Origin of the sequence: Myxococcus sp. MxC21-1, from assembly GCF_032612255.1 — a bacterium.
Classification (GTDB): Bacteria; Myxococcota; Myxococcia; order Myxococcales; family Myxococcaceae; genus Myxococcus; species Myxococcus virescens.
This window is the reverse complement of record NZ_CP123278.1, coordinates 5,676,215-5,695,000: the sequence shown is the minus strand read 5'-3', so window position 1 is coordinate 5,695,000 and position 18,786 is coordinate 5,676,215. Positions and strand designations below refer to the sequence as shown.

Genomic DNA, 18,786 nt, shown 5'->3' with positions numbered 1-18,786 from the left:
CCCAGTGCGAGAGCGTACCTTTTGCATCATGATTCGGCGACTTAATATACGTAGCGAGGCTAAGCCGTTAGGTGGAGCCGGAGCGAAAGCGAGTCCGAATAGGGCGTATAGTTGCGTGTATTATAACCCGAAGCGGGGTGATCTACACATGGCCAGGTTGAAGTGCGGGTAACACCGCATGGAGGACCGAACTCGTGAAAGTTGAAAATTTCTGAGATGAGCTGTGTGTAGGGGTGAAAGGCCAATCAAACTCCGTGATAGCTGGTTCTCCCCGAAAGATATTTAGGTATCGGCTCGGGCAATTCAATGCCGGAGGTAGAGCACTGGAACGGCTAGGGGTCTCACCAGATTACCAAACCGTACCAAACTCCGAATGCCGGCAATTGTTATCCCGGGACGCAGTCAGTGGGTGATAACGTCCATTGGCAAGAGGGGAATAACCCAGACCGACAGCTAAGGCCCCCAAATCTAGTCTAAGTGAACACTAGAAAGGATGTGGCAGGTCATTGACAACCAGGAGGTTGGCTTAGAAGCAGCCATCCTTTAAAGAAAGCGTAATAGCTCACTGGTCAAGACAGGCCGCGCCGAAAATGTAACGGGGCTCAAGACTAGTGCCGAAGCTTCGGGTCACACGTAAAGCGTGTGGCGGTAGGGGAGCGTCCCAGTTGCAGCGAAGGTCGACTGAAAAGGCGGCTGGAGCGGCTGGGAGTGCTGATGCCGAAATGAGTAGCGTTAAAGGGGTGAGAAACCCCCTCGCCGTAAGCCCAAGGTTTCCTGGGTCAAGTTAATCTTCCCAGGGTTAGTCGGAACCTAAGCCGAGGCCGAAAGGCGTAGGTGATGGAAAGCGGGTTAATATTCCTGCACCATCTTGTGAGCGTTGAACTAAGGGAGGACGGAGAAAGCTAGGCGAGCTGACCGGTGGTTGTGTCAGTCTAAAGGCGTAGGGGTGTCGCGTACGAATAAAGGCGCGGCAGCTATCCCCGAGACTCGATGGCGCCCCGTAAGGGGTAAGTCGCTGATGCTCTGCTTCCAAGAAAAGTCCCGTAGGGAGCTTACAGGGTGTCCGTACCGTAAACCGACACAGGTGGGCGAGGAGAAAATCCTAAGGCGCTTGAGAGAACTCTCCTCCAAGGAACTAGGCAAATTTCCACCGTAACTTCGGAAGAAGGTGGGCCTCTGGTAGGTGAAGGCGTACAGCCGGAGCTGAGAGAGGTTGCAGAGAAATGGCGGTAGCGACTGTTTACCAAAAACACAGGACTCTGCGAAGGCGACAAGCCGACGTATAGGGTCTGACTCCTGCCCGGTGCTGGAAGGTTAAGGGGATTCGTCAGCCGCAAGGTGAAGCGATGATCCGAAGCCCCAGTAAACGGCGGCCGTAACTATAACGGTCCTAAGGTAGCGAAATTCCTTGTCGGGTAAGTTCCGACCTGCACGAATGGAGTAACGACTTCCGCGCTGTCTCGGAGAGGGACTCAGCGAAATTGAAATAGCTGTGCCGATGCAGTTTACCCGCAGCAAGACGGAAAGACCCCGTGAACCTTTACTATAACTTGACAGTGACACTAGGGATTGACTGTGTAGGATAGGTGGGAGCCTTTGAAGCCGGGCCGCTAGGTTCGGTGGAGGCAACGGTGAAATACCACCCTGTTGATTTCTGGTGTCTAACCATGTCCCGTCAGCCGGGATTGGGACACTGTCTGGTGGGTAGTTTGACTGGGGCGGTCGCCTCCCAAAAAGTAACGGAGGCGCGCGATGGTTCCCTCAGCCCGATTGGAAACCGGGCGTCGAGTGCAATGGCATAAGGGAGCTTGACTGCGAGACGGACACGTCGAGCAGGTGCGAAAGCAGGTCATAGTGATCCGGTGGTCCTGAATGGAAGGGCCATCGCTCAACGGATAAAAGGTACTCCGGGGATAACAGGCTTATCTCCCCCAAGAGTTCACATCGACGGGGAGGTTTGGCACCTCGATGTCGGCTCATCGCATCCTGGGGCTGGAGCAGGTCCCAAGGGTTTGGCTGTTCGCCAATTAAAGCGGTACGCGAGCTGGGTTCAAAACGTCGTGAGACAGTTTGGTCCCTATCTGCTGTGGGCGTAGGATACTTGAGAGGCTCTGACCTTAGTACGAGAGGACCGGGTTGGAGGCACCGCTGGTGTACCAGTTGTCTCGCCAGAGGCATCGCTGGGTAGCCATGTGCCGATTGGATAACCGCTGAAAGCATCTAAGCGGGAAACCGACCTCAAGACCAGGTATCCCGGGCGCAAGCCCCTGAAGACCCGTCGAAGACTACGACGTTGATAGGCCGGGTGTGTAAGCGTGGTAACACGTTCAGCTAACCGGTACTAATTGGTCGTGAGGCTTACTTTCCCCATTCTCTTGCATGCCCCCTCAAGGGGAGTAAGGGACTCGGGGCCAAGGCCGAGGCTCGAGTGCTTTTGGCACTCGCCTGGAAGACTCACACTGCGCACAGCGAGACTTCGCTCAGCAATGAATTGAAACTTACCCTTTGTATGCACTGTCGCTTGTTTTCCGGTGGCTATGTCGGAGGGGTCCCACCCGTTCCCATCCCGAACACGGAAGTTAAGCCCTCCAGAGCCGATGGTACTTCGCGGGAAACCGCGCGGGAGAGTAGGTCGCTGCCGGATTCTTTTGAGAAACCCCCGGTGTCCCTCGTGGACACCGGGGTTTTCCGTTTTGGGCGTGTGGGGTTTCCGCGCATCACCGCGGGCGCTGGGCCAGGCGCCGCATGCGCAGCCGGCGCACGCCCCCACCGCCAGCAGGGCCGCCGTGGTGGCCAGCACCAGCAGGTGCTCGGCTCGCGCCGCCCCTTTCGCCGCCGCGTCCACGCTGTGCGAGAAGGCGTATCCCAGCGCCACCACCACCGGGGCACTGAGGCACCGCGCCAATCCGTCCCACAGCAGGAAGTCGCGCAGCCGCATGCCATGCACCGCGGCCATGATCAATCGATGCTGTTCGTGCAGCGCGAGCCCCAAACTTCGGGCGGTGAGCAAGCGTCTTGTGCATCCTCGGAGCACACCGGCCATCGCGCCTGCGAGCTCCAAGGCCAGGGGAGGGCGTACTGGTGCGCGCGGATGCTTGGCGACATTCGCGGCAGTTTCGCTAGCGGGCAGACGCTCTGGCTTGCACCCCCGCTGGTTTGCATTGGGGGCCGCCGCCATTGAAGGAGCCGTGCCCCCTTCGGTCCAGGGCGTGTAGCGCCCGGGGTCGCCTGGTGAGTCTCAGCCACACCCTCTCTCTGCCCAATGCCGAGGGCTGCTCAGGAAGGTGCGGCGCTTCTCGGGAGGGCGTTTGGGGCGCTGAAGTGTCGACGGTCCTCCATTCGTCGCCCCTGCGTTGGGGGGGCTTGGAATGCGAGGCGCGTGTGTACTCCTTGGCCTTGGCTCTGGTTCCGGAGTCCTCCGTGGCAAATGCGCTAGCGGGGGCCGGGCTGGCCGCGCGCGGGAAGTGGGGGCGCCTCGTGGGCCCGGTGAAAACTCAACCGGTAGCGCTTCGAGTTCGGCGACGCCAGGTGGCAGGTTCGCCCGGTCCCGTTGGCGCCGGATCATGGAGCATTCCGCTTGGGTGCCCCAGGCAGGGGGCGCTCCGACCTGCTAATACGGGCGACATGCGCCTACCTGCGACCGCGCTCCAACAGACCTCTGGGCCCCCCTCTGCGCGCCTGCCGCCACGCGTCGTGGAACATGACATTCCCGTGGCGAGGTCCGGATGGTGCTCGGAGGGCTCAAGCTACCGGATTCGTTGGGGTTTCAGGCTGCTGTGCATGTTTGACTCGCCGTCCGCGCTGCGACTAGAGTCCAGGTTTCCGCCCGGTCTGCGCACCGCCTGTCGCGGTGCGCGCCTCCCGGTGCCGGGCCGCTCCACGAGATGAAGAAGCCGACCCTCTTTGGGAAGTACCTGCTCCTCGAGCGCATCAACGTCGGCGGCATGGCGGAGGTGTTCATCGCGAAGGCCTTCGGCGTCGAGGGCTTCGAGCGCATCCTGGCCATCAAGAAGATCCTCCCCACGATGGCGGAGGACGAAGAGTTCATCACGATGTTCATCGACGAGGCGCGGATCAGCGTTCAGCTGAACCACGCCAACGTCGTGCACATCAACGAACTCGGGAAGTACGACGACACCTACTTCATCGCCATGGAGTACGTCGCCGGACGCGACGTCCGGACCATGTTGGAGCGCTACCGGCGTCGCAAGGAGATCATGCCCACCGCCCAAGCGGTGTTCATCGCCTCCAAGATCTGCGACGGCCTGGACTACGCGCACCGGAAGAAGGACGCCCGCGGGCAGGACCTCCACATCATCCACCGCGACGTGTCGCCCCAGAACATCCTCATTTCCTATGAGGGTGAGGTCAAGGTCATCGACTTCGGTATCGCCAAGGCGGCGAACCGTTCGCAGAAGACGCAGGCGGGCATTCTCAAGGGCAAGTTCGGGTACATGAGCCCGGAGCAGGTCCGGGGGATGCCCATCGACCGGCGCAGCGACATCTTCGCCGTGGGCGTGCTGCTGTACGAGATGCTCACGGGCGAGAAGCTCTTCGTCGGCGAGTCGGACTTCTCCACCCTGGAGAAGGTGCGCAACGCGGAGGTTCCGCTCCCCAGCGAGTTCAACCCGAGCATCCCGCAGGGCCTGGAGAAGGTGGTCCTCAAGGCGCTCACTCGCGAACCCGAGGACCGCTACCAGTGGGCGTCCGACATGGCCGAGGACCTGATGCGGTTCCTCCTGGCCGGTGACGCCATCTACTCGGCCAAGCACCTCTCCAGTTACATGAAGGAGGCGTTCGCCGAGGACATGCTCCGCGAGGCGGAGAAGATGGAGCGCTATGCCGGTATCGAGCGCCCCGACCAGATCGAAGCCTCGGGCATCACGGTGGCTCCCGGGTTCAACCGGCAGGCGGCGCGGCGTGCGCCCCCTCCTGCCGTGGTGGTGACGGGAACGCCCGCGGGCCGTGCGTCCACCTCGCCGGCGCAGCCTGTCCAGGACTACATCCCGCCTCCCACTGCCGAGGAGCTCGAGGATATGGGCGTCGGCGCGGGCGACAAGACGCAGATTGTCGACTCCTCGCATGCGTTCATGTCTCCCGAAACCCGCGTAGCCGACAGCAGCGTCGTAGTGGACGACAGCATCACGGGCCGGACGGAGAACCCCATCCAGGACCATGGGACGTCCGGTTCCTACAACTCCTTGCGCGCCCCCGCGCCCGATACGTCCTCGCGCAAGGGCAAGAGTGGCCCCAAGGCGCAAGTCGTCATCAGCAACGAAGAAGGCGAGGCCTACTCCGGCGCCACGATGATCGGCCCCGCGCCGTCCGCGCCGCCGACGCGCTCGCGCGGCTCGTCTCCCTCGTTGGACGAAGAGACGGGCAGCAGGCCAGCACCCGTGGCGGGCCGCGGCCGGGGCGGAAAGCGCGCTCCCGAGCCCGAGGAGGATCCGTCTGACTACGAGCAGCCGCCCGAGGAAGACAGCGGCGCCGGCTACGACGCCCAGGACGACTACGGTGACGAGGGTTACCCGCACGATGACCTGAACGAGCCCGAGGAAGAGGTGACGGGCTCGGTTCCCCTCCCCCCGGAGGAGGCGCCTCCTCCCGCGAAGGCCGCTGCGCCCGCGAAGGCCGCTGCGCCCGCGAAGGCGAAGGCGAAGACGAAGGTCCCCTCCAAGGGGAAGCCCGCGCTCAACCTCAAGACGCTGCCGAAGCCGGTGCTGTTCGCCGCCGCCGCGGCCATCGTGCTGTTGCTCGTCGTCGGCGTGGTGATGGCCACCCGGCCGTCCACGGGCGAGGTCACCTTCATGGTGTCCCCGTCCAACCCTTCCGCGCGCATCCAGCTGAATGGCCAGGAGGTCCAGCTCAACACGCTGCTGGCACTCCCGGCAGGGCAGTACCGGGTCACCGCGAGCGCTCCGGGTCAGCAGAGCGCGGCCAAGACGGTGGATGTCGTGGCCGGAAGCAGAATCGTCGTTTCGCTTCCGCTGGAAGCTGATCCGCAGGCGGCCCCGCCGCCCGAGAACAAGCCGCCGGTGGCACCGCCGCCGAACCCGGGCGTCGTCATTGCCGCGGGGACCACCGAGCCCGCCGCTCCCGCGGAGGCTCCGGGCGGCGACGAGGCACCTGAGAACGCGCCTGTCGACAATGGGCAGACGCCGCCTCCCGCCACGGACCCGGCTCCCGCGCCCGTCCAGGTCGCAGCTGTCTTCAAGGGGGATGACGGCGCGGAGATCGCCGTGAATGGCGAGCGCCTGGGGCGGATTCCAGACGCGCGCATGGCGAACCTGGAGGTGGGGAAGACCTACGCGTTCACCGCGAAGCTCGCGGGCTACAAGCCGTACTCCGGTGAGTTCAAGGCCGACGGCAGCAGCCAGCAGGTCACGGTCGCGTTCGAGATGACGAAGGAGCCGCAGCCCGAGCCCACCGTGGCCAACGTGCGGCCGCCGCCCCAGGCTGCGCCCAAGCCTCCACCTGCCCCCAAGCCGCCGAGGGCCCCCAAGGTGATGGGCAAGTTCGCCTGCAGCACAAAGCCGGCGGGCGCGGACATCTACGTCGATGGGAAGAAGACGAATCGCCAGACACCGGTGACACTTGGCAGTCCGTTGATGCTACCGGTGGGCAAGCGGAAGATTTCGTTCAAGCTCAACGGTAAGACGACCAAGCCCGTGGTGGTCGACATCACGGAAGACAATGTAGCCAAGCTGGTCAATGTTCCCATCGAGTGAGAAGGCGGGCATCCGATGCCCCCTTCGATTGTTGACCGAAGTGGGGCATGGGCGCGTTATGACGCCTCGCCCGCGAGCAATTTAGAGGTGATGCGCCATGCAAACGACGCCCATCCGGGCCAAGCCTGAGGCTGGCCCCGCTGAACAGCCTTTTACGTATCCTCACCGCCGGGAGTTCATCGAGCCCGATTGGCGGCGGATTCCTGGCTTCAAGGACGTGTCCGCCGCCGACTGGGAGAACTCCGTCTGGCAGCGCAAGCACACCATCAAGAACCTCAAGGAACTCAAGGCAACGTTGGGGGCTCTGCTCCCGGATGACCTGGCTGAGAGCATGGAGCGCGACCAGCGCGAGCGGGCGACCATGTCGCTGCTCGTGCCTCCGCAGATGCTCAACACCATGAACCTTGAGGACCTGTGGCGTGACCCGGTGCGTCGTTACATGCTCCCGGCCTACGCGGACCGCCTCACGGAGTGGACCAACCATCCCAAGGCCAGCCGTGACAGCCTTCACGAGCAGGACATGTGGGTGGTGGAAGGCTTGACGCACCGGTATCCCACCAAGGTTCTGGCGGAGATGCTGCCGACCTGCCCGCAGTACTGTGGTCACTGCACGCGCATGGACCTGGTGGGCAATGACGTGCCGCAGGTCAGCAAACACAAGTTTGGCATCGGGCCCAAGGACCGCTACGCGCAGATGCTCGACTATCTGCGTCGCACGCCGACGGTGCGCGACGTGGTGGTGTCGGGTGGCGACATCGCGAACCTGCCCATCCAGCAGCTCGAGCCGTTCGTCAGCTCGCTGATGGACATCCCGAACATCCGGGACATCCGTCTGGCCAGCAAGGGGCTGATGGCCATCCCGCAGCACTTCCTCCAGGACTCCGTCCTCCAGGGGCTGGACCGGCTGGCGAAGAAGGCCGTCGAGCGCGGCGTGGACCTGGCGCTGCACACGCACGTCAATCACGCGCAGCAGCTCACCCCGCTGGTGGGCAAGGCCGTGCGCAAGCTGCTGGAGATGGGCTTCCGTGACGTGCGCAACCAGGGCGTGCTGCTGCGCGGTGTGAATGACAGCCCGCAGGCGCTGCTGGACCTGTGCTTCACGCTGCTCGACCACGCGAAGATCCTGCCGTACTACTTCTACATGTGCGACATGATCCCCAACAGCGAGCATTGGCGGCTGTCGGTGGCTCAGGCGCAGCAGCTGCAGCACGACATCATGGGCTACATGCCGGGCTTCGCCACGCCGCGCATCGTCTGTGACGTGCCCTTCGTCGGGAAGCGCTGGGTGCACCAGGTGGCGGAGTATGACCGCGAGCGCGGCATCTCGTACTGGACCAAGAACTATCGGACCGGCATCGAAATGAACGATGCGGACGCGCTCAGCCGGAAGTACGAATACTTCGACCCCATCGACCAGCTGTCCGAGGCGGGTCAGGCCTGGTGGCGGGAGCAGCAGAAGGCGGCGTAATGGATACCTCAGTGCTTCCGGCGGGTCTCCCGCCGGAGCCGGCGGCCGCTCGCGCGTCGCTCAGCGCCGAAGGGCGCAAACGGCTGTTTCCCAACGCCACGGACGCGGAGTGGGCGGACTGGCGTTGGCAGCAGCGGCATGCGGTGCGAGGCCTGGAGCAGTTGGAGCGGTACGTGCCGCTGACCTCCAACGAGCGCGCGGGCGTGCAGGAAACGTCCGCGCTGTTCCGCATCGGCATCAGTCCGTACTACCTGTCCCTCATCGACCCGGAGCATCCGTTCTGCCCGGTGCGCATGCAGTCCATCCCGGTGAGGGCCGAGGCGCGCGTCCGTCCGGGCGAGCTCGCGGATCCGCTGGGTGAGGACAAGACGCGCCCGGAGGAGTGCATCGTCCACAAGTATCCGGACCGGGTGCTCTTCCTCGCGCTGGATACGTGCTCCGTCTATTGCCGTCACTGCACGCGGCGGCGCATCACGCAGGGCGGGGTGGCGGAGCTCTCCAAGGAACAGCTCCGCCGGGGCGTGGACTATGTCCGGCGCCATCCCGAGGTGCGCGACGTCCTCATCTCCGGCGGGGACCCGTTCATGCTCAGTGACTCCCGGCTGGAGGAGTTGCTCGCGCCGCTCAGCGAGATTCCCCACGTCGAGATGATTCGCATCGGCACGCGGGTCCCCGTGTGTCTGCCCATGCGCGTCACCGACGCCCTGGCGAAAACGCTCCGGCGCTACGCGCCCGTCTTCGTCGTCACGCACTTCAATCATCCGAAGGAAGTGACGCCCGAGGCGCGCGAGGCCTGTGAGCGGCTGGTGGACCACGGCGTGCCGGTGGAGAACCAGGCCGTGCTGATGCGGCAGCTCAACTCCGACGCGCGCATCATCAAGGAGCTGTCGCACCTGCTGCTGCGCAGCCGCGTGCGGCCGTACTACCTGCACCAGATGGACGTCGCCGAGGGCTGCGAGCACCTGCGCACGCCCATCGCCAAGGGGCTGGAAATCATCCAGCAGCTCCGGGGCTACACCACCGGCCTCGCCGTGCCGCACCTCGCGGTGGACCTGCCGGGGGGCGGTGGGAAGGTGACGCTCCAGCCCGATTACGCCGTCGAGTACGGCGCGCAGGAGACGGTGTTCCGCAACTACAAGGGCGAGCGCTTCACGTATCCGGAACCCGAGGAGACGGACTGCACCTGCCCGTATGACGGCGTGTGGCAGGAGCGGGCCCCGCGCTACGGCTACCGCAAGGGCTGAGCCGCGTGCGCGGTGGGGGTTCGCCACCGCGCGCCGGTCGTTCAGAAGAGGCCTACTGCGGCAGTTCGGCGTCCTTCGGTACGCCGACGTCGATGGATGGCTCCGCGCCTTCCATGGCCTCCAGCTCCACCGGGTCCTGGTCGCTGAAGCCCTGCTGGACGTGGACCTCTTCCGGGGCGGCCGCGGGCGCGGGCTGCTTCGCGGCCTTGGCGGCCTCCGCCAGCCGCTGGTCCTCCGCCTTCGCGCGGGCGTTGTCCTCCGGCGACATGCGCGCCTCGTAACGCGCGAAGTCCTTGCCCGACACGCCGTGCTTCTCCAGCACCGACGCCGAGGCGGCCTTCTGCTTGTCGATGGCCTCCCGGCGCTCCGCGGTGCTCATCTCCGACGACTTGCGGTTGCCGTACTCCGCGTTGACCTCGGCCAGGGCCTGGGCCTCGTCGCGGCGGATTTTCGCCACCTTCTCCGGAGTCAGCTCCGTGCTGTCGGCGGCGAGGGCCTGCCCAGGAATGACGAGCCACGAGGCGACCAGGAGCAGGGCAGAGCGGGGAGACATGGCGGGAGGACCTCGTTCAGGACAGCGGGAACCGTCGCAGTCTAAACACGGAGCCTGTTTCTGTGCACCCGGGCCGTGCCGCTCAGGGCCCGCACCGCGCGCAGACATTCCGGGCAGTGGCGCATTGCTCCTGTCCCTGGGCGCAGCGGGGCGGCAGGTCGTCCCGGTCAGGATGGCGCTCCACGAGCGCGCACAGCGACTCCGCCAGCTCGCAAGTCTGCGTTCCCACCGAACACCGGTCCGCGCACGTCGCGTCGCCCAGGGCGTCGCGCGTCCGAAGCTCCTCGAGCCGCAGGGACAGCGAGTCGATGGCCGCGTCGTCGTTGCCCGCGACGCGGGCGTCCACCTGCTTCGCACAGGCCGTGAGCAGCACGCAGGCCAGCAACATCCGTGGAAGGGCGCGCATGGTCGTCTCCCTTACGTGTCCGCGAACCCTGGCGTCCAGCGGCGTCGGCCCGCGGTGTCGTTCCCTCAGGGCTGGGCTGGCGTGGTGTGCACCGGTGGACGTTGGCGGGGCGCCGAAGGGCCTCAGGGCTTCGACAGGTACAGCCAGGCCGTCATCGCCAGCAGCAACGCCACCGCGAGCCGCCGCAGCCACTCCTCGCGGCGACGCTGGGGCGATGCGCGGGCCTCCCGCTCCGCCGTTTCCAAGCCTGTGGCGACCTGGGGCGCCAGCGTCTGGAGCTCTCGGCATGTCTCCACCACCGGACCCAGCGCGGCGGGGAACTTCGCGTCCTGGCGCTCGAGCGCGTCCGCGAGCATCCGTGCCCAGGCGGCTTCCTCGTCCTCACTGGCGGGCTCGCGGGCGGGGGCGCCTCGGTGCAGGGCCAGTGCGATGGCGGCCCTCAGCAGCAGCACGGAGAAGGCTTGGGCGGGGATGCCGTAGTGCGTCGCGCAGGCTTCCCGCGAGCGGCCCTCCACCAACCGGAGGGTGAGCATCGCGGAGGGACGGGGCTCCAACTCGCGCAGGGCGGTGATGAAGGTCGTGGGGATGGCAGGGCGCGGAGGTGACGTCACGGGTGAGGCATCCTCTCCCATCCGCCGGACGTTTTCTTGAGGCGAGCACCCACGCCTCTACACTTCGGGGCCATGTTGCGACCTGTTGCACTCATCCTGCTCCTGCTGGTCCCTTCGGGCGTGCTCGCCGTGGAGACCCTGCGCATCGCCATCGAGGACGCGGGCAGCGAGGTGCGCATCAGCGGCCGGGGGCTGGCCTCCGGGCCCGACAGCGAGGAGGCCACGTTCGCCCCCATCGCCTCGGGACAGGCGAACGTCCGCCGCAAGGGGAGCCGCATCGAGGTCAATGGCACGCCCGTGGAGGGCGACTCCGTCCGCTTCCGCGCTGGCATGTCGGAGGCCTCGGCCGCGCCTGGCACCGAGCCGCTCAAGGCGGGCGCGGCGCAGGTCCGCGGCGATGTGGTGGTGCGCCTGCACCGCAGTGGGCTGCAGCTCATCAACGTCATTCCCTTGGAGGACTACCTCGCCGCCGTGCTGGGCAGCGAGATGCCCGTGTCGTTTCCCCCGGAGGCCCTCAAGGCCCAGGCAGTGGCCGCCCGGACGTATGCGCTCCAGAAGAAGCTGGACGCCTACAGCAACGCGTTCCACCTGGGCAGCAGCGTGCTCCATCAAGTCTATGGCGGCGTCAACCGCGAGGACCCTCGCACCAAGGCCGCCGTCGAGGCCACGCGGGGACAGGTGCTCACGTACGAGCTGGCGCCCATCGAGGCGTACTTCCATGCCTCGTGTGGCGGCCGGACGGAGTCGGGGCTCGATGCCTTGCAGCGCGACCTGCCGTACCTCCAGCCCGTCGACTGCCCCTGCGGAAGGCTTCCCGCCAGCCGCTGGACGGCGACGCTCTCCGACGCGGACATCAAGGCGGCGCTCCGCCACCCGGCCCAGGGGCTCAAGGTGGCGGCCCGCACGAGGACGCGCCGGGTGACGCGCGTCACCCTGGCGGACGGCGCCTCCATGGACGGCGTGGAGCTGCGCCGCAAGCTTGGCTACACCCGGCTCAAGAGCCTGGACTTCGAGGTGGAACGCACCGAGCGCGGTTACGTGTTCACCGGTCGCGGCTATGGCCACGGGGCGGGCCTGTGTCAGTGGGGCGCCAAGGCGCTCGCCGACAAAGGCCGGGAGTACCGGGAGATCCTCTCCCACTACTACCCCGGGGCCGAGCTGCAGCAGCTCTACTGACGCCTCTCGCGTCCGGCGCGCTTTCCGCGACGGCGTGGGGGCTGCTACAAGCGCCACCCCCGTGTCGTCCCGTCTCTCTGATTACGACTTCGCGCTGCCCGAATCCCAGATCGCCCAGGCTCCCCTGGCCGAGCGGGACGCGTCGCGCTTGATGACCATCAGCCGCTCCAGCGGCACCTGGTCGCACCGCCGGTTCGCCGACCTCCAGGAGCTCCTGCGCCCTGGGGATCTGCTCGTCCTCAACGACGCCCGCGTCATCCCCGCGCGCCTGCTGGGCCAGAAGGCCGGCACCGGTGGCCGCGTGGAGCTGCTCGTCGTGCGCCCGGCCGCCCAGAACACGCTGACCTCGGCGGCGCTCGGGGCGGCCCCCGAGTCGCTCGACTGGGTCTGTCTGGGGCAGGCCTCCAAGGGGCTCAAGCCCGGGCAGCGCGTGACGTTCGCCAGCGGCCTGGAGGCCGAAATCCAGGAGGCGCTGGGAGGAGGGGAGTACCGCGTGCGGTTCCACGCGCCCCCGGGCGCCTCGCTGGCCGCGCTGTTGGACGCGGCGGGCCGGCTGCCGCTCCCGCCCTACATCACCCGGGAGCCGGACGCCGCGGACGCGGAGCGCTACCAGACCGTGTACGCGCGCGCCTCCGGAGCCGTGGCCGCGCCCACCGCGGGCCTGCACTTCACCCAGGAGACCCTGGCTGCCCTGGATGCGCGTGGTGTGCACCGGGCGCTGGTGACGCTGGACGTGGGGCCGGGCACCTTCCTGCCGGTGCGTGAGGACGACCTGGACAAGCACCACATGCACCCGGAGCGCTACACCGTTCCGGAGGCCACCGCGAAGGCCATCAACGCGGCGCGCGCGGAAGGCCGGCGCGTGGTGGCGGTGGGGACCACCGTGGTGCGCACCCTGGAGTCCGCCACCGACCCGGAGACGGGGCGGCTGCGCGCGGGCCCCGGCGAGACGACCCTCTTCATCCGTCCCGGGTTCGCCTTCCGCCAGGTGGACCTGCTGCTCACCAACTTCCACCTGCCGCGTTCGACGCTGGTGGTGCTGGTGAGCGCGCTGCTCGGACGGGAGCGCACGCTGGAGGCCTACGCGGAGGCGGTCCGCGCGGGCTACCGATTCTTCAGTTACGGCGACGCCATGCTGGTGTCGGAGTGAACGCCATGGGCGAGCAGCAGGAAGCGAAGCAGTCAGGTGGCAAGGGCGACACCCGCGTGGAGCCGGGGATGGTCCGCTTCGAGCTCCTTCACGAGGACGCGTCGGGAACGAAGGCCCGCCGTGGGCGTCTGCACACGCCGCACGGCCCCGTGGAGACACCCATCTTCATGCCCGTGGGCACCGTGGGCAGCGTCAAGGGCGTGGGGCCGGACGACCTGCTCACGCTGGACGCGCAGATCATCCTCGGCAACACCTACCACCTGATGCTGCGCCCCGGCGAAGCGCTGGTGGGGGAGATGGGCGGCCTGCACCGCTTCGTGTCGTGGAACCGGCCCATGCTCACCGACAGCGGCGGGTTCCAGGTGTTCAGCCTGTCCGAGAAGCGCAAAATCACCGAGGAGGGCGCCGCCTTCCAGTCGCACCTGGACGGCGCGCGGCACTTCCTCACGCCCGAGCGCTCCATCGACATCCAGGAGACGCTGGGCGCCGACGTCATCATGGCCTTCGACGAGTGCCCGCCCTCCACCGAGAACAGGGCCTACCTGGAGGCGTCGCTGGCCCGCACCACCCGCTGGCTGCACCGGTGCGTGAAGGCCTGGAGCCGGGAGCGCTCGTCGCTCTTCGGCATCGTCCAGGGCGGCCTGCACGAGGATTTGCGCAAGCGCCACGCCGAGGAGGTGTGCGCGGTGGACCTGCCCGGCTACGCGCTGGGCGGCTACTCCGTGGGCGAGGCTCCGGAGGCCATGCATGACGGCGTGGCCTACTCCGCGCCCCTGCTGCCTCGCGACAAGCCGCGCTACCTGATGGGCGTGGGCACGCCCGTGGACCTCGTCACCTGCGTGGAGCACGGGGTGGACATGTTCGACTGCGTCCTGCCCACCCGGTGCGCGCGCAACGGCCTGCTCTTCACCTCGGAGGGCAAGGTCGTCATCCGGAACGCGGCCTACTCCAGGGACAACCGGCCGGTGGATCCGGCGTGCTCCTGCTACACCTGCCGCAATTTCAGCAGGGCCTATCTCCGGCACCTCTTCGCCGCCCAGGAACTGTTGGCCATGCGGCTCAACACGATTCACAACCTCCACTACTTCCTGGGACTGATGGCAGAAGTCCGGCGCGCGGTGGCAGAGGACCGGTTCGCCACTTTTGCCCGGGAATTCCGTGCCCGTGCCAAGGCGCAGGAGGCCGAACGGACCCGCGGTCGCTGACCGGGCGGATGGATTGCCCGGCTTCCCGCGTTCACTTGCTCACATGGGCCCCCCTTGCTAAGAGGGCCCCCTTTCGGATGGTTTCCTCGAACAAAATCGGGGGCCTTCCATCCCAAGCTTTCCTCAACCGACGAGGCAGTGTGTGGCTGAGAGCTTTCTGATTCTGGCGCAGGCCGGTGGTGGCAATCCCCTGGGCACCCTGGGCTTCCTGGTCATCCTGGTGGGCATCATGTACTTCGTGATGATCCGCCCGCAGCAGAAGCAGTTGAAGGAGCACCGTGCGCTCCTCTCCGCGCTGAAGAAGGGTGATGAGGTCGTCACTTCCGGGGGCATCCTCGGGAAGATCCACCTCGTGGATGAGCGCACCGTGACGCTGGAGGTCTCCAGCGGCGTGCGCATCCGCGTGCTCAAGACGGCCATCAGCGCCAAGGGCGCGGTGGCGGAAGGCACGCCCGCGGCCCCCGCGACGGCGGCCGGCGAGAAGAAGGAGGAGAAGTGATGGACCGCGGCTGGTGGTGGAAGTTCGGACTCATCGTCGCGGTGACGCTGGGCAGCATCTGGTTCCTCATCCCGACCTACTACTCGCTCGTCGTTCTCGACCGGGACCAGCGCAACAACCTGGCCGTGCTCGAGGAGCGGATGCCTTCCTGGGCGCCTCCCGCGAAGTACCGCCTGAACCTGGGGCTGGACCTCCAGGGCGGCATCCACATGGTGATGCGGGTGGACACCAAGACGGCGCTCCAGAAGCGGACCGAGCGCCGCGCGCAGCAGATTGTCAACTACGTCAATGACAAGAAGCTGGGCGAGGTGGCGGCGGACACGGACCCGGAGAAGCTCGAGGTCACCCTGACGGGGAAGGACCCGGGGACCATGGACGCCATCCAGAAGGAGGTCCTGGCCACCTTCACCGACTTCAAGGAAGTCAGCCGCAGCGGCGCCTCGCTGACGCTGGTGCAGGACGAGAGCCAGGCCAACGTCTTCCGGACCGAAGCGGTGGACCAGGCGATGCTCGTCATCCGCCGCCGCATCGACAAGTGGGGCGTGGCGGAAGTGGACGTGCGCAAGCTGGGTGCCGACTCCATCCAGATTTCGCTGCCGGGCCGCAGCAACCCGGAGCAGGCGAAGGAGCTGGTGGGGACCACCGCGCAGCTCGAGTTCCGGATGGTGGATGACTCCAACCCGCAGTTCTTCGCGCAGCTGCTCCAGGCCACCCCGCCGCCGGCTGGCAGCGAAATCACGCTGACGACGGAGGGCGGCTTCCCGCAGCTCCAGGCCCCCACGCGTGAGGCCATCACCGAGTACACGAAGGACAAGGTGCCGGAGAACCGGGTGGTGCTCACCGAGTGCATCGCCAACCCGGTGAAGAAGAACGAGTGCACCTCGTACCGCTCCTACCTGCTGGACAAGAACGTGCCGCTGACCGGCGAGAGCCTGGCGAGCGCGGACGCGAACATCAGCCAGCTCAACGAGCCGGAGGTGAACATCTCCTTCGACCCCGCGGGCGCGCGCGAGTTCGAGCGGCTGACCGAGCAGGGCGTGGGCCGCCGCATGGCCATCGTGCTGGACGAGAACGTCCAGACGGCGCCGAACATCAACGAGAAGATCAGCGGCGGTTCGGCCCGCATCACCATGGGCCGCATGGGTGGCCGCACCTTCGAGGAGTGGCTGGGCGAGGCCCAGACGCTGGCGCTGGTGCTCAAGGCCGGCGCGCTGCCCGCCCCTGTGACGGTGGGCGAGATTCGTCAGGTGGGCGCCAGCCTGGGTGACGAGCTCATCCGGAAGGGTGGCCTGGCGGCGGTGCTGGGCCTGGGCCTGGTCATCCTCTTCATGGCCCTCTACTACAAGGCCTCCGGCCTCATCGCGGACCTCGCGCTGGTGCTCAACGGCCTGCTCATCCTGGCGGGACTGGCCTTCTTCAACGCCACGCTGACGCTGCCGGGCATCGCCGGCTTCGTGCTGACGCTGGGGGTGGCGGTGGATGCCAACGTGCTCATCAACGAGCGCATCCGCGAGGAGCTGGGGCATGGCAAGTCGGCCCGGGCGGCGGTGGACCAGGGCTACGACCGGGCCTTCTGGACCATCTTCGACTCGCACGTGACGGCGCTCATCTCCGCCTTCATCCTGTTCTTCACGGGAACCGGACCGGTGCGAGGCTTCGCCACCACGCTCATCATCGGCCTGCTGGCGTCGCTGTTCACGTCCATCACGGTGACGCGAGTCATCATGACCTACTTCGTCCACGGTCGTAACGCGAAGGTCGTCTCCGTCTGACCGGCCGGAGTCCGGGAACCGTCATGCAGATCTTCAAGAACAAGACGAACATCGACTTCATCAGCAAGCGCAAGCCCGCGCTGTTTCTCTCCACGGTGCTGAACCTGGCGATCATCGTCGGCATCGCCGCCTTCGGCTTCAACTTCGGCGTGGACTTCGCGGGTGGCACGGTGGTGGAGGTGAAGTTCGACCACCCCATCACCGCCGAGGAAGTCCGTGAGCGCGCGGACAAGGGCGGCCTGCCGGACGTCAGCGTGCAGAACATCGGCGCGGCGGAGGAGAACACCTTCCTGCTCCGCATGGGCGGCGTCACGCAGCTCAACGAGGAGAGCGGTGCCAAGGGCAAGGAGGCCCTGGAGGCGCTGGGGGGCGTGCGCAACGTCTACTCGGACCTGCCCAACGGCATCATCCGCTTCCGCGCGGCGCAGCCCATGGACTCCGACACCGTCAAGAAGGCGGTGGAGTCGGCGGGCATCGGCGTACAGGAAGTGCGTGACCTGGGCGAGGCCCAGGGCGGCACGGGCTACGACTACCAGGTGGTGGCCAGCGGCATGGCGGACCGCGTGTTCGCCGCGCTCAACGCCGGACTGGAGAAGCCGGACTTCGAGCAGCGCCGCGTGGACTACGTCGGTCCGCAGGTGGGCAAGCAGCTGCGCAACCGCGGCATCATGGCGCTGCTGTACTCGATGGTCGCCATCCTCATCTACGTGGCGTTCCGGTTCGACTTCAAGTTCGGTCCGGGCGCGCTCGTGGCCATGGTCCACGACGTCATCATGGTGGCGGGCTACTACCTGGTGAGCCGGCGCGAGTTCAACCTGACGGCCATCGCGGCGCTGCTGACGGTGGTCGGCTACTCCGTCAACGACACCATCGTCATCTACGACCGCATCCGCGAGGACATGGCCAAGTTCAAGGGCAAGCCCTTCGCGGAGGTCATCAACATCGCCATCAACGACACGCTGGGCCGCACCATCCTCACGTCCGGCACCACGGCGCTGTCGCTCATCGGTCTGCTCATCTTCGGCGTGGGCGAAATCTTCGACTTCGCCATGGCGATGCTGGTCGGCATCGTGGTCGGTGTGTACTCGACCATCTACATCGCCAGCCCGCTGACCATCTGGCTGGACGAGCGCGCCGCGGCGAAGGAAGCCCGTCAGCGCGCCAGCGGCAACGTGGACCAACAGCAGCCGAACGCTGCGTGAGCCACCCGCCCCTGAGGCCTTCCTTCCGTTGAGGAAGGCCTCGTGCGGTGGACACCGACAGGGCCCTCTTCCTTCACGGGAAGCAGGGCCCTCGGTGTTTCAGGAGGCCAGTCAGAAGCGCGCGCCCAGCGTGAGCGAGGCGTCCAGCAGGCCGCCGTTGGCGTCCTCCACGGCGCCGTCCGCCCAGCCTTCGCTGAGGAGGACGCGGTACGTGGTCCGGAGGCCCGCCGTGAGCGCGCCGCGGTTGAACTCCACGCCCGCGGCCAGGGGGACCTCCGGCATCGTGTCCGACTGGTAGAGGCCCTCCACCGGGCCGTGGACATTCATGTGCGAGACGCCCAGGCCCGCGCCGACGAAGGGCCGGACGGTGGTGAGGAAGGGCGGTGACACCTTCACCAGCGCGCTGCCGCCCTGCCGGACGAGCGAGGGCTGCTCCAGCAGGCGGCTGTCGGTGAGGCCGTTGCGTGAGCCCTCGTAGCCCACTTCGAAGCCGAGGAAGGTCGTGGGCTGGATGTTGAGCGTCACGCCCCACGCCGGGCCCGTGCTCGTCAGGTCGCCCAGGCCTCCGGTGTAGTCGCCCACGCCGCCGCGGAGGAACACATTCAGGTCACCGCGTTTGCCGTCGCGCCGCTCCTGCGCGGCCGCCGAACCCGCGGTGCCCAGCGTGGCGAATGCCAGGGCCAGCGTGGCGGCCCGGATACCTCTTGGATGCATGCTCGACCTCACTGTTTTCGGGTGTGCGTTTGAACCTGCTCACCGGCGACCGACCGTG

Annotated in this window: 13 protein-coding genes and 2 rRNA genes (1 of these 15 running past the window's edge); 11 read left to right on the top strand and 4 right to left on the bottom strand. The window is 66.7% G+C overall.

Annotated features, from left to right (window positions below; translation table 11 throughout):
• The 5 genes from QEG98_RS25070 to QEG98_RS25050 all read left to right on the top strand — a co-directional run.
• Nucleotides 1-2,366 (top strand): 23S ribosomal RNA (locus tag QEG98_RS25070) (it extends 596 nt beyond the left edge of the window).
• 161 nt (nucleotides 2,367-2,527) lie between these two features.
• A 5S ribosomal RNA gene (rrf, locus tag QEG98_RS25065) occupies nucleotides 2,528-2,644 on the top strand.
• A gap of 1,240 nt (nucleotides 2,645-3,884) precedes the next feature.
• On the top strand, nucleotides 3,885-6,728 hold the full coding sequence (locus tag QEG98_RS25060) for a serine/threonine protein kinase (protein WP_316563101.1): 2,844 nt from the start codon (nucleotides 3,885-3,887) through the stop codon (nucleotides 6,726-6,728).
• Nucleotides 6,729-6,825: 97 nt separating this feature from the next.
• Complete coding sequence (locus tag QEG98_RS25055; protein WP_316563100.1) at nucleotides 6,826-8,196, top strand: lysine 2,3-aminomutase; 1,371 nt, start codon at nucleotides 6,826-6,828, stop codon at nucleotides 8,194-8,196.
• Nucleotides 8,196-9,440, top strand: a complete 1,245-nt coding sequence (locus QEG98_RS25050) for a KamA family radical SAM protein (RefSeq protein WP_090494357.1) — start codon at nucleotides 8,196-8,198, stop codon at nucleotides 9,438-9,440. The genes QEG98_RS25055 and QEG98_RS25050 overlap by 1 nt, the downstream gene beginning before the upstream one ends.
• A 52-nt stretch (nucleotides 9,441-9,492) precedes the next feature.
• On the opposite strand, the gene QEG98_RS25045 is transcribed toward QEG98_RS25050, so the two are convergent.
• From QEG98_RS25045 to QEG98_RS25035, 3 genes are all read right to left on the bottom strand, one after another.
• Nucleotides 9,493-9,993, bottom strand: coding sequence for a hypothetical protein (locus tag QEG98_RS25045; RefSeq protein ID WP_316563099.1), 501 nt, complete (start codon nucleotides 9,991-9,993; stop codon nucleotides 9,493-9,495).
• A gap of 82 nt (nucleotides 9,994-10,075) precedes the next feature.
• Nucleotides 10,076-10,399, bottom strand: a complete 324-nt coding sequence (locus QEG98_RS25040; RefSeq protein WP_316563098.1) for a hypothetical protein — start codon at nucleotides 10,397-10,399, stop codon at nucleotides 10,076-10,078.
• A gap of 122 nt (nucleotides 10,400-10,521) precedes the next feature.
• Nucleotides 10,522-11,010, bottom strand: a complete 489-nt coding sequence (locus QEG98_RS25035; RefSeq protein WP_316563097.1) for a hypothetical protein — start codon at nucleotides 11,008-11,010, stop codon at nucleotides 10,522-10,524.
• A 72-nt stretch (nucleotides 11,011-11,082) separates the two neighbouring features.
• On the opposite strand from QEG98_RS25035, the gene QEG98_RS25030 reads away from it, so the two are divergent.
• The 6 genes from QEG98_RS25030 to secF all read left to right on the top strand — a co-directional run bounded on the left by QEG98_RS25030 (nucleotide 11,083) and on the right by secF (nucleotide 18,014).
• Entirely contained in the window at nucleotides 11,083-12,186 is a 1,104-nt protein-coding gene (locus tag QEG98_RS25030) for a SpoIID/LytB domain-containing protein (RefSeq protein ID WP_090494350.1), read from the top strand.
• A 61-nt stretch (nucleotides 12,187-12,247) separates the two neighbouring features.
• Nucleotides 12,248-13,336 (top strand): tRNA preQ1(34) S-adenosylmethionine ribosyltransferase-isomerase QueA, encoded by a 1,089-nt coding sequence (gene queA / locus QEG98_RS25025; protein WP_316563096.1) that lies wholly within the window; start codon nucleotides 12,248-12,250, stop codon nucleotides 13,334-13,336.
• A 5-nt stretch (nucleotides 13,337-13,341) separates the two neighbouring features.
• On the top strand, nucleotides 13,342-14,541 hold the full coding sequence (gene tgt / locus QEG98_RS25020; RefSeq protein WP_316563095.1) for a tRNA guanosine(34) transglycosylase Tgt: 1,200 nt from the start codon (nucleotides 13,342-13,344) through the stop codon (nucleotides 14,539-14,541).
• Between the two features lie 142 nt (nucleotides 14,542-14,683).
• Complete coding sequence (gene yajC / locus QEG98_RS25015) at nucleotides 14,684-15,040, top strand: preprotein translocase subunit YajC (RefSeq protein WP_090494344.1); 357 nt, start codon at nucleotides 14,684-14,686, stop codon at nucleotides 15,038-15,040.
• A complete protein-coding gene (gene secD, locus QEG98_RS25010) occupies nucleotides 15,040-16,812 on the top strand; it encodes a protein translocase subunit SecD (protein ID WP_316563094.1) in 1,773 nt (590 codons plus the stop codon). The genes yajC and secD overlap by 1 nt, the downstream gene beginning before the upstream one ends.
• A gap of 23 nt (nucleotides 16,813-16,835) precedes the next feature.
• Nucleotides 16,836-18,014 (top strand): protein translocase subunit SecF, encoded by a 1,179-nt coding sequence (secF, locus tag QEG98_RS25005; protein ID WP_316563093.1) that lies wholly within the window; start codon nucleotides 16,836-16,838, stop codon nucleotides 18,012-18,014.
• 111 nt (nucleotides 18,015-18,125) lie between these two features.
• On the opposite strand, the gene QEG98_RS25000 is transcribed toward secF, so the two are convergent.
• Nucleotides 18,126-18,728 (bottom strand): hypothetical protein, encoded by a 603-nt coding sequence (locus QEG98_RS25000; protein ID WP_316563092.1) that lies wholly within the window; start codon nucleotides 18,726-18,728, stop codon nucleotides 18,126-18,128.
• Nucleotides 18,729-18,786: the final 58 nt, after the last annotated feature.

Excerpts from the sequence above, each read along its gene's own strand:
- QEG98_RS25060 (WP_316563101.1), top strand. The coding sequence starts at position 3,885 with ATGAAGAAGCCGACCCTCTTTGGGAAGTACCTGCTCCTCGAGCGCATC.
- QEG98_RS25055 (WP_316563100.1), top strand. The coding sequence starts at position 6,826 with ATGCAAACGACGCCCATCCGGGCCAAGCCTGAGGCTGGCCCCGCTGAA.
- QEG98_RS25040 (WP_316563098.1), bottom strand. The coding sequence starts at position 10,399 with ATGCGCGCCCTTCCACGGATGTTGCTGGCCTGCGTGCTGCTCACGGCC.
- tgt (WP_316563095.1), top strand. The coding sequence starts at position 13,342 with ATGGGCGAGCAGCAGGAAGCGAAGCAGTCAGGTGGCAAGGGCGACACC.
- QEG98_RS25045 (WP_316563099.1), bottom strand. The coding sequence starts at position 9,993 with ATGTCTCCCCGCTCTGCCCTGCTCCTGGTCGCCTCGTGGCTCGTCATT.
- secD (WP_316563094.1), top strand. The coding sequence starts at position 15,040 with ATGGACCGCGGCTGGTGGTGGAAGTTCGGACTCATCGTCGCGGTGACG.
- QEG98_RS25000 (WP_316563092.1), bottom strand. The coding sequence starts at position 18,728 with ATGCATCCAAGAGGTATCCGGGCCGCCACGCTGGCCCTGGCATTCGCC.
- QEG98_RS25050 (WP_090494357.1), top strand. The coding sequence starts at position 8,196 with ATGGATACCTCAGTGCTTCCGGCGGGTCTCCCGCCGGAGCCGGCGGCC.
- QEG98_RS25030 (WP_090494350.1), top strand. The coding sequence starts at position 11,083 with ATGTTGCGACCTGTTGCACTCATCCTGCTCCTGCTGGTCCCTTCGGGC.
- secF (WP_316563093.1), top strand. The coding sequence starts at position 16,836 with ATGCAGATCTTCAAGAACAAGACGAACATCGACTTCATCAGCAAGCGC.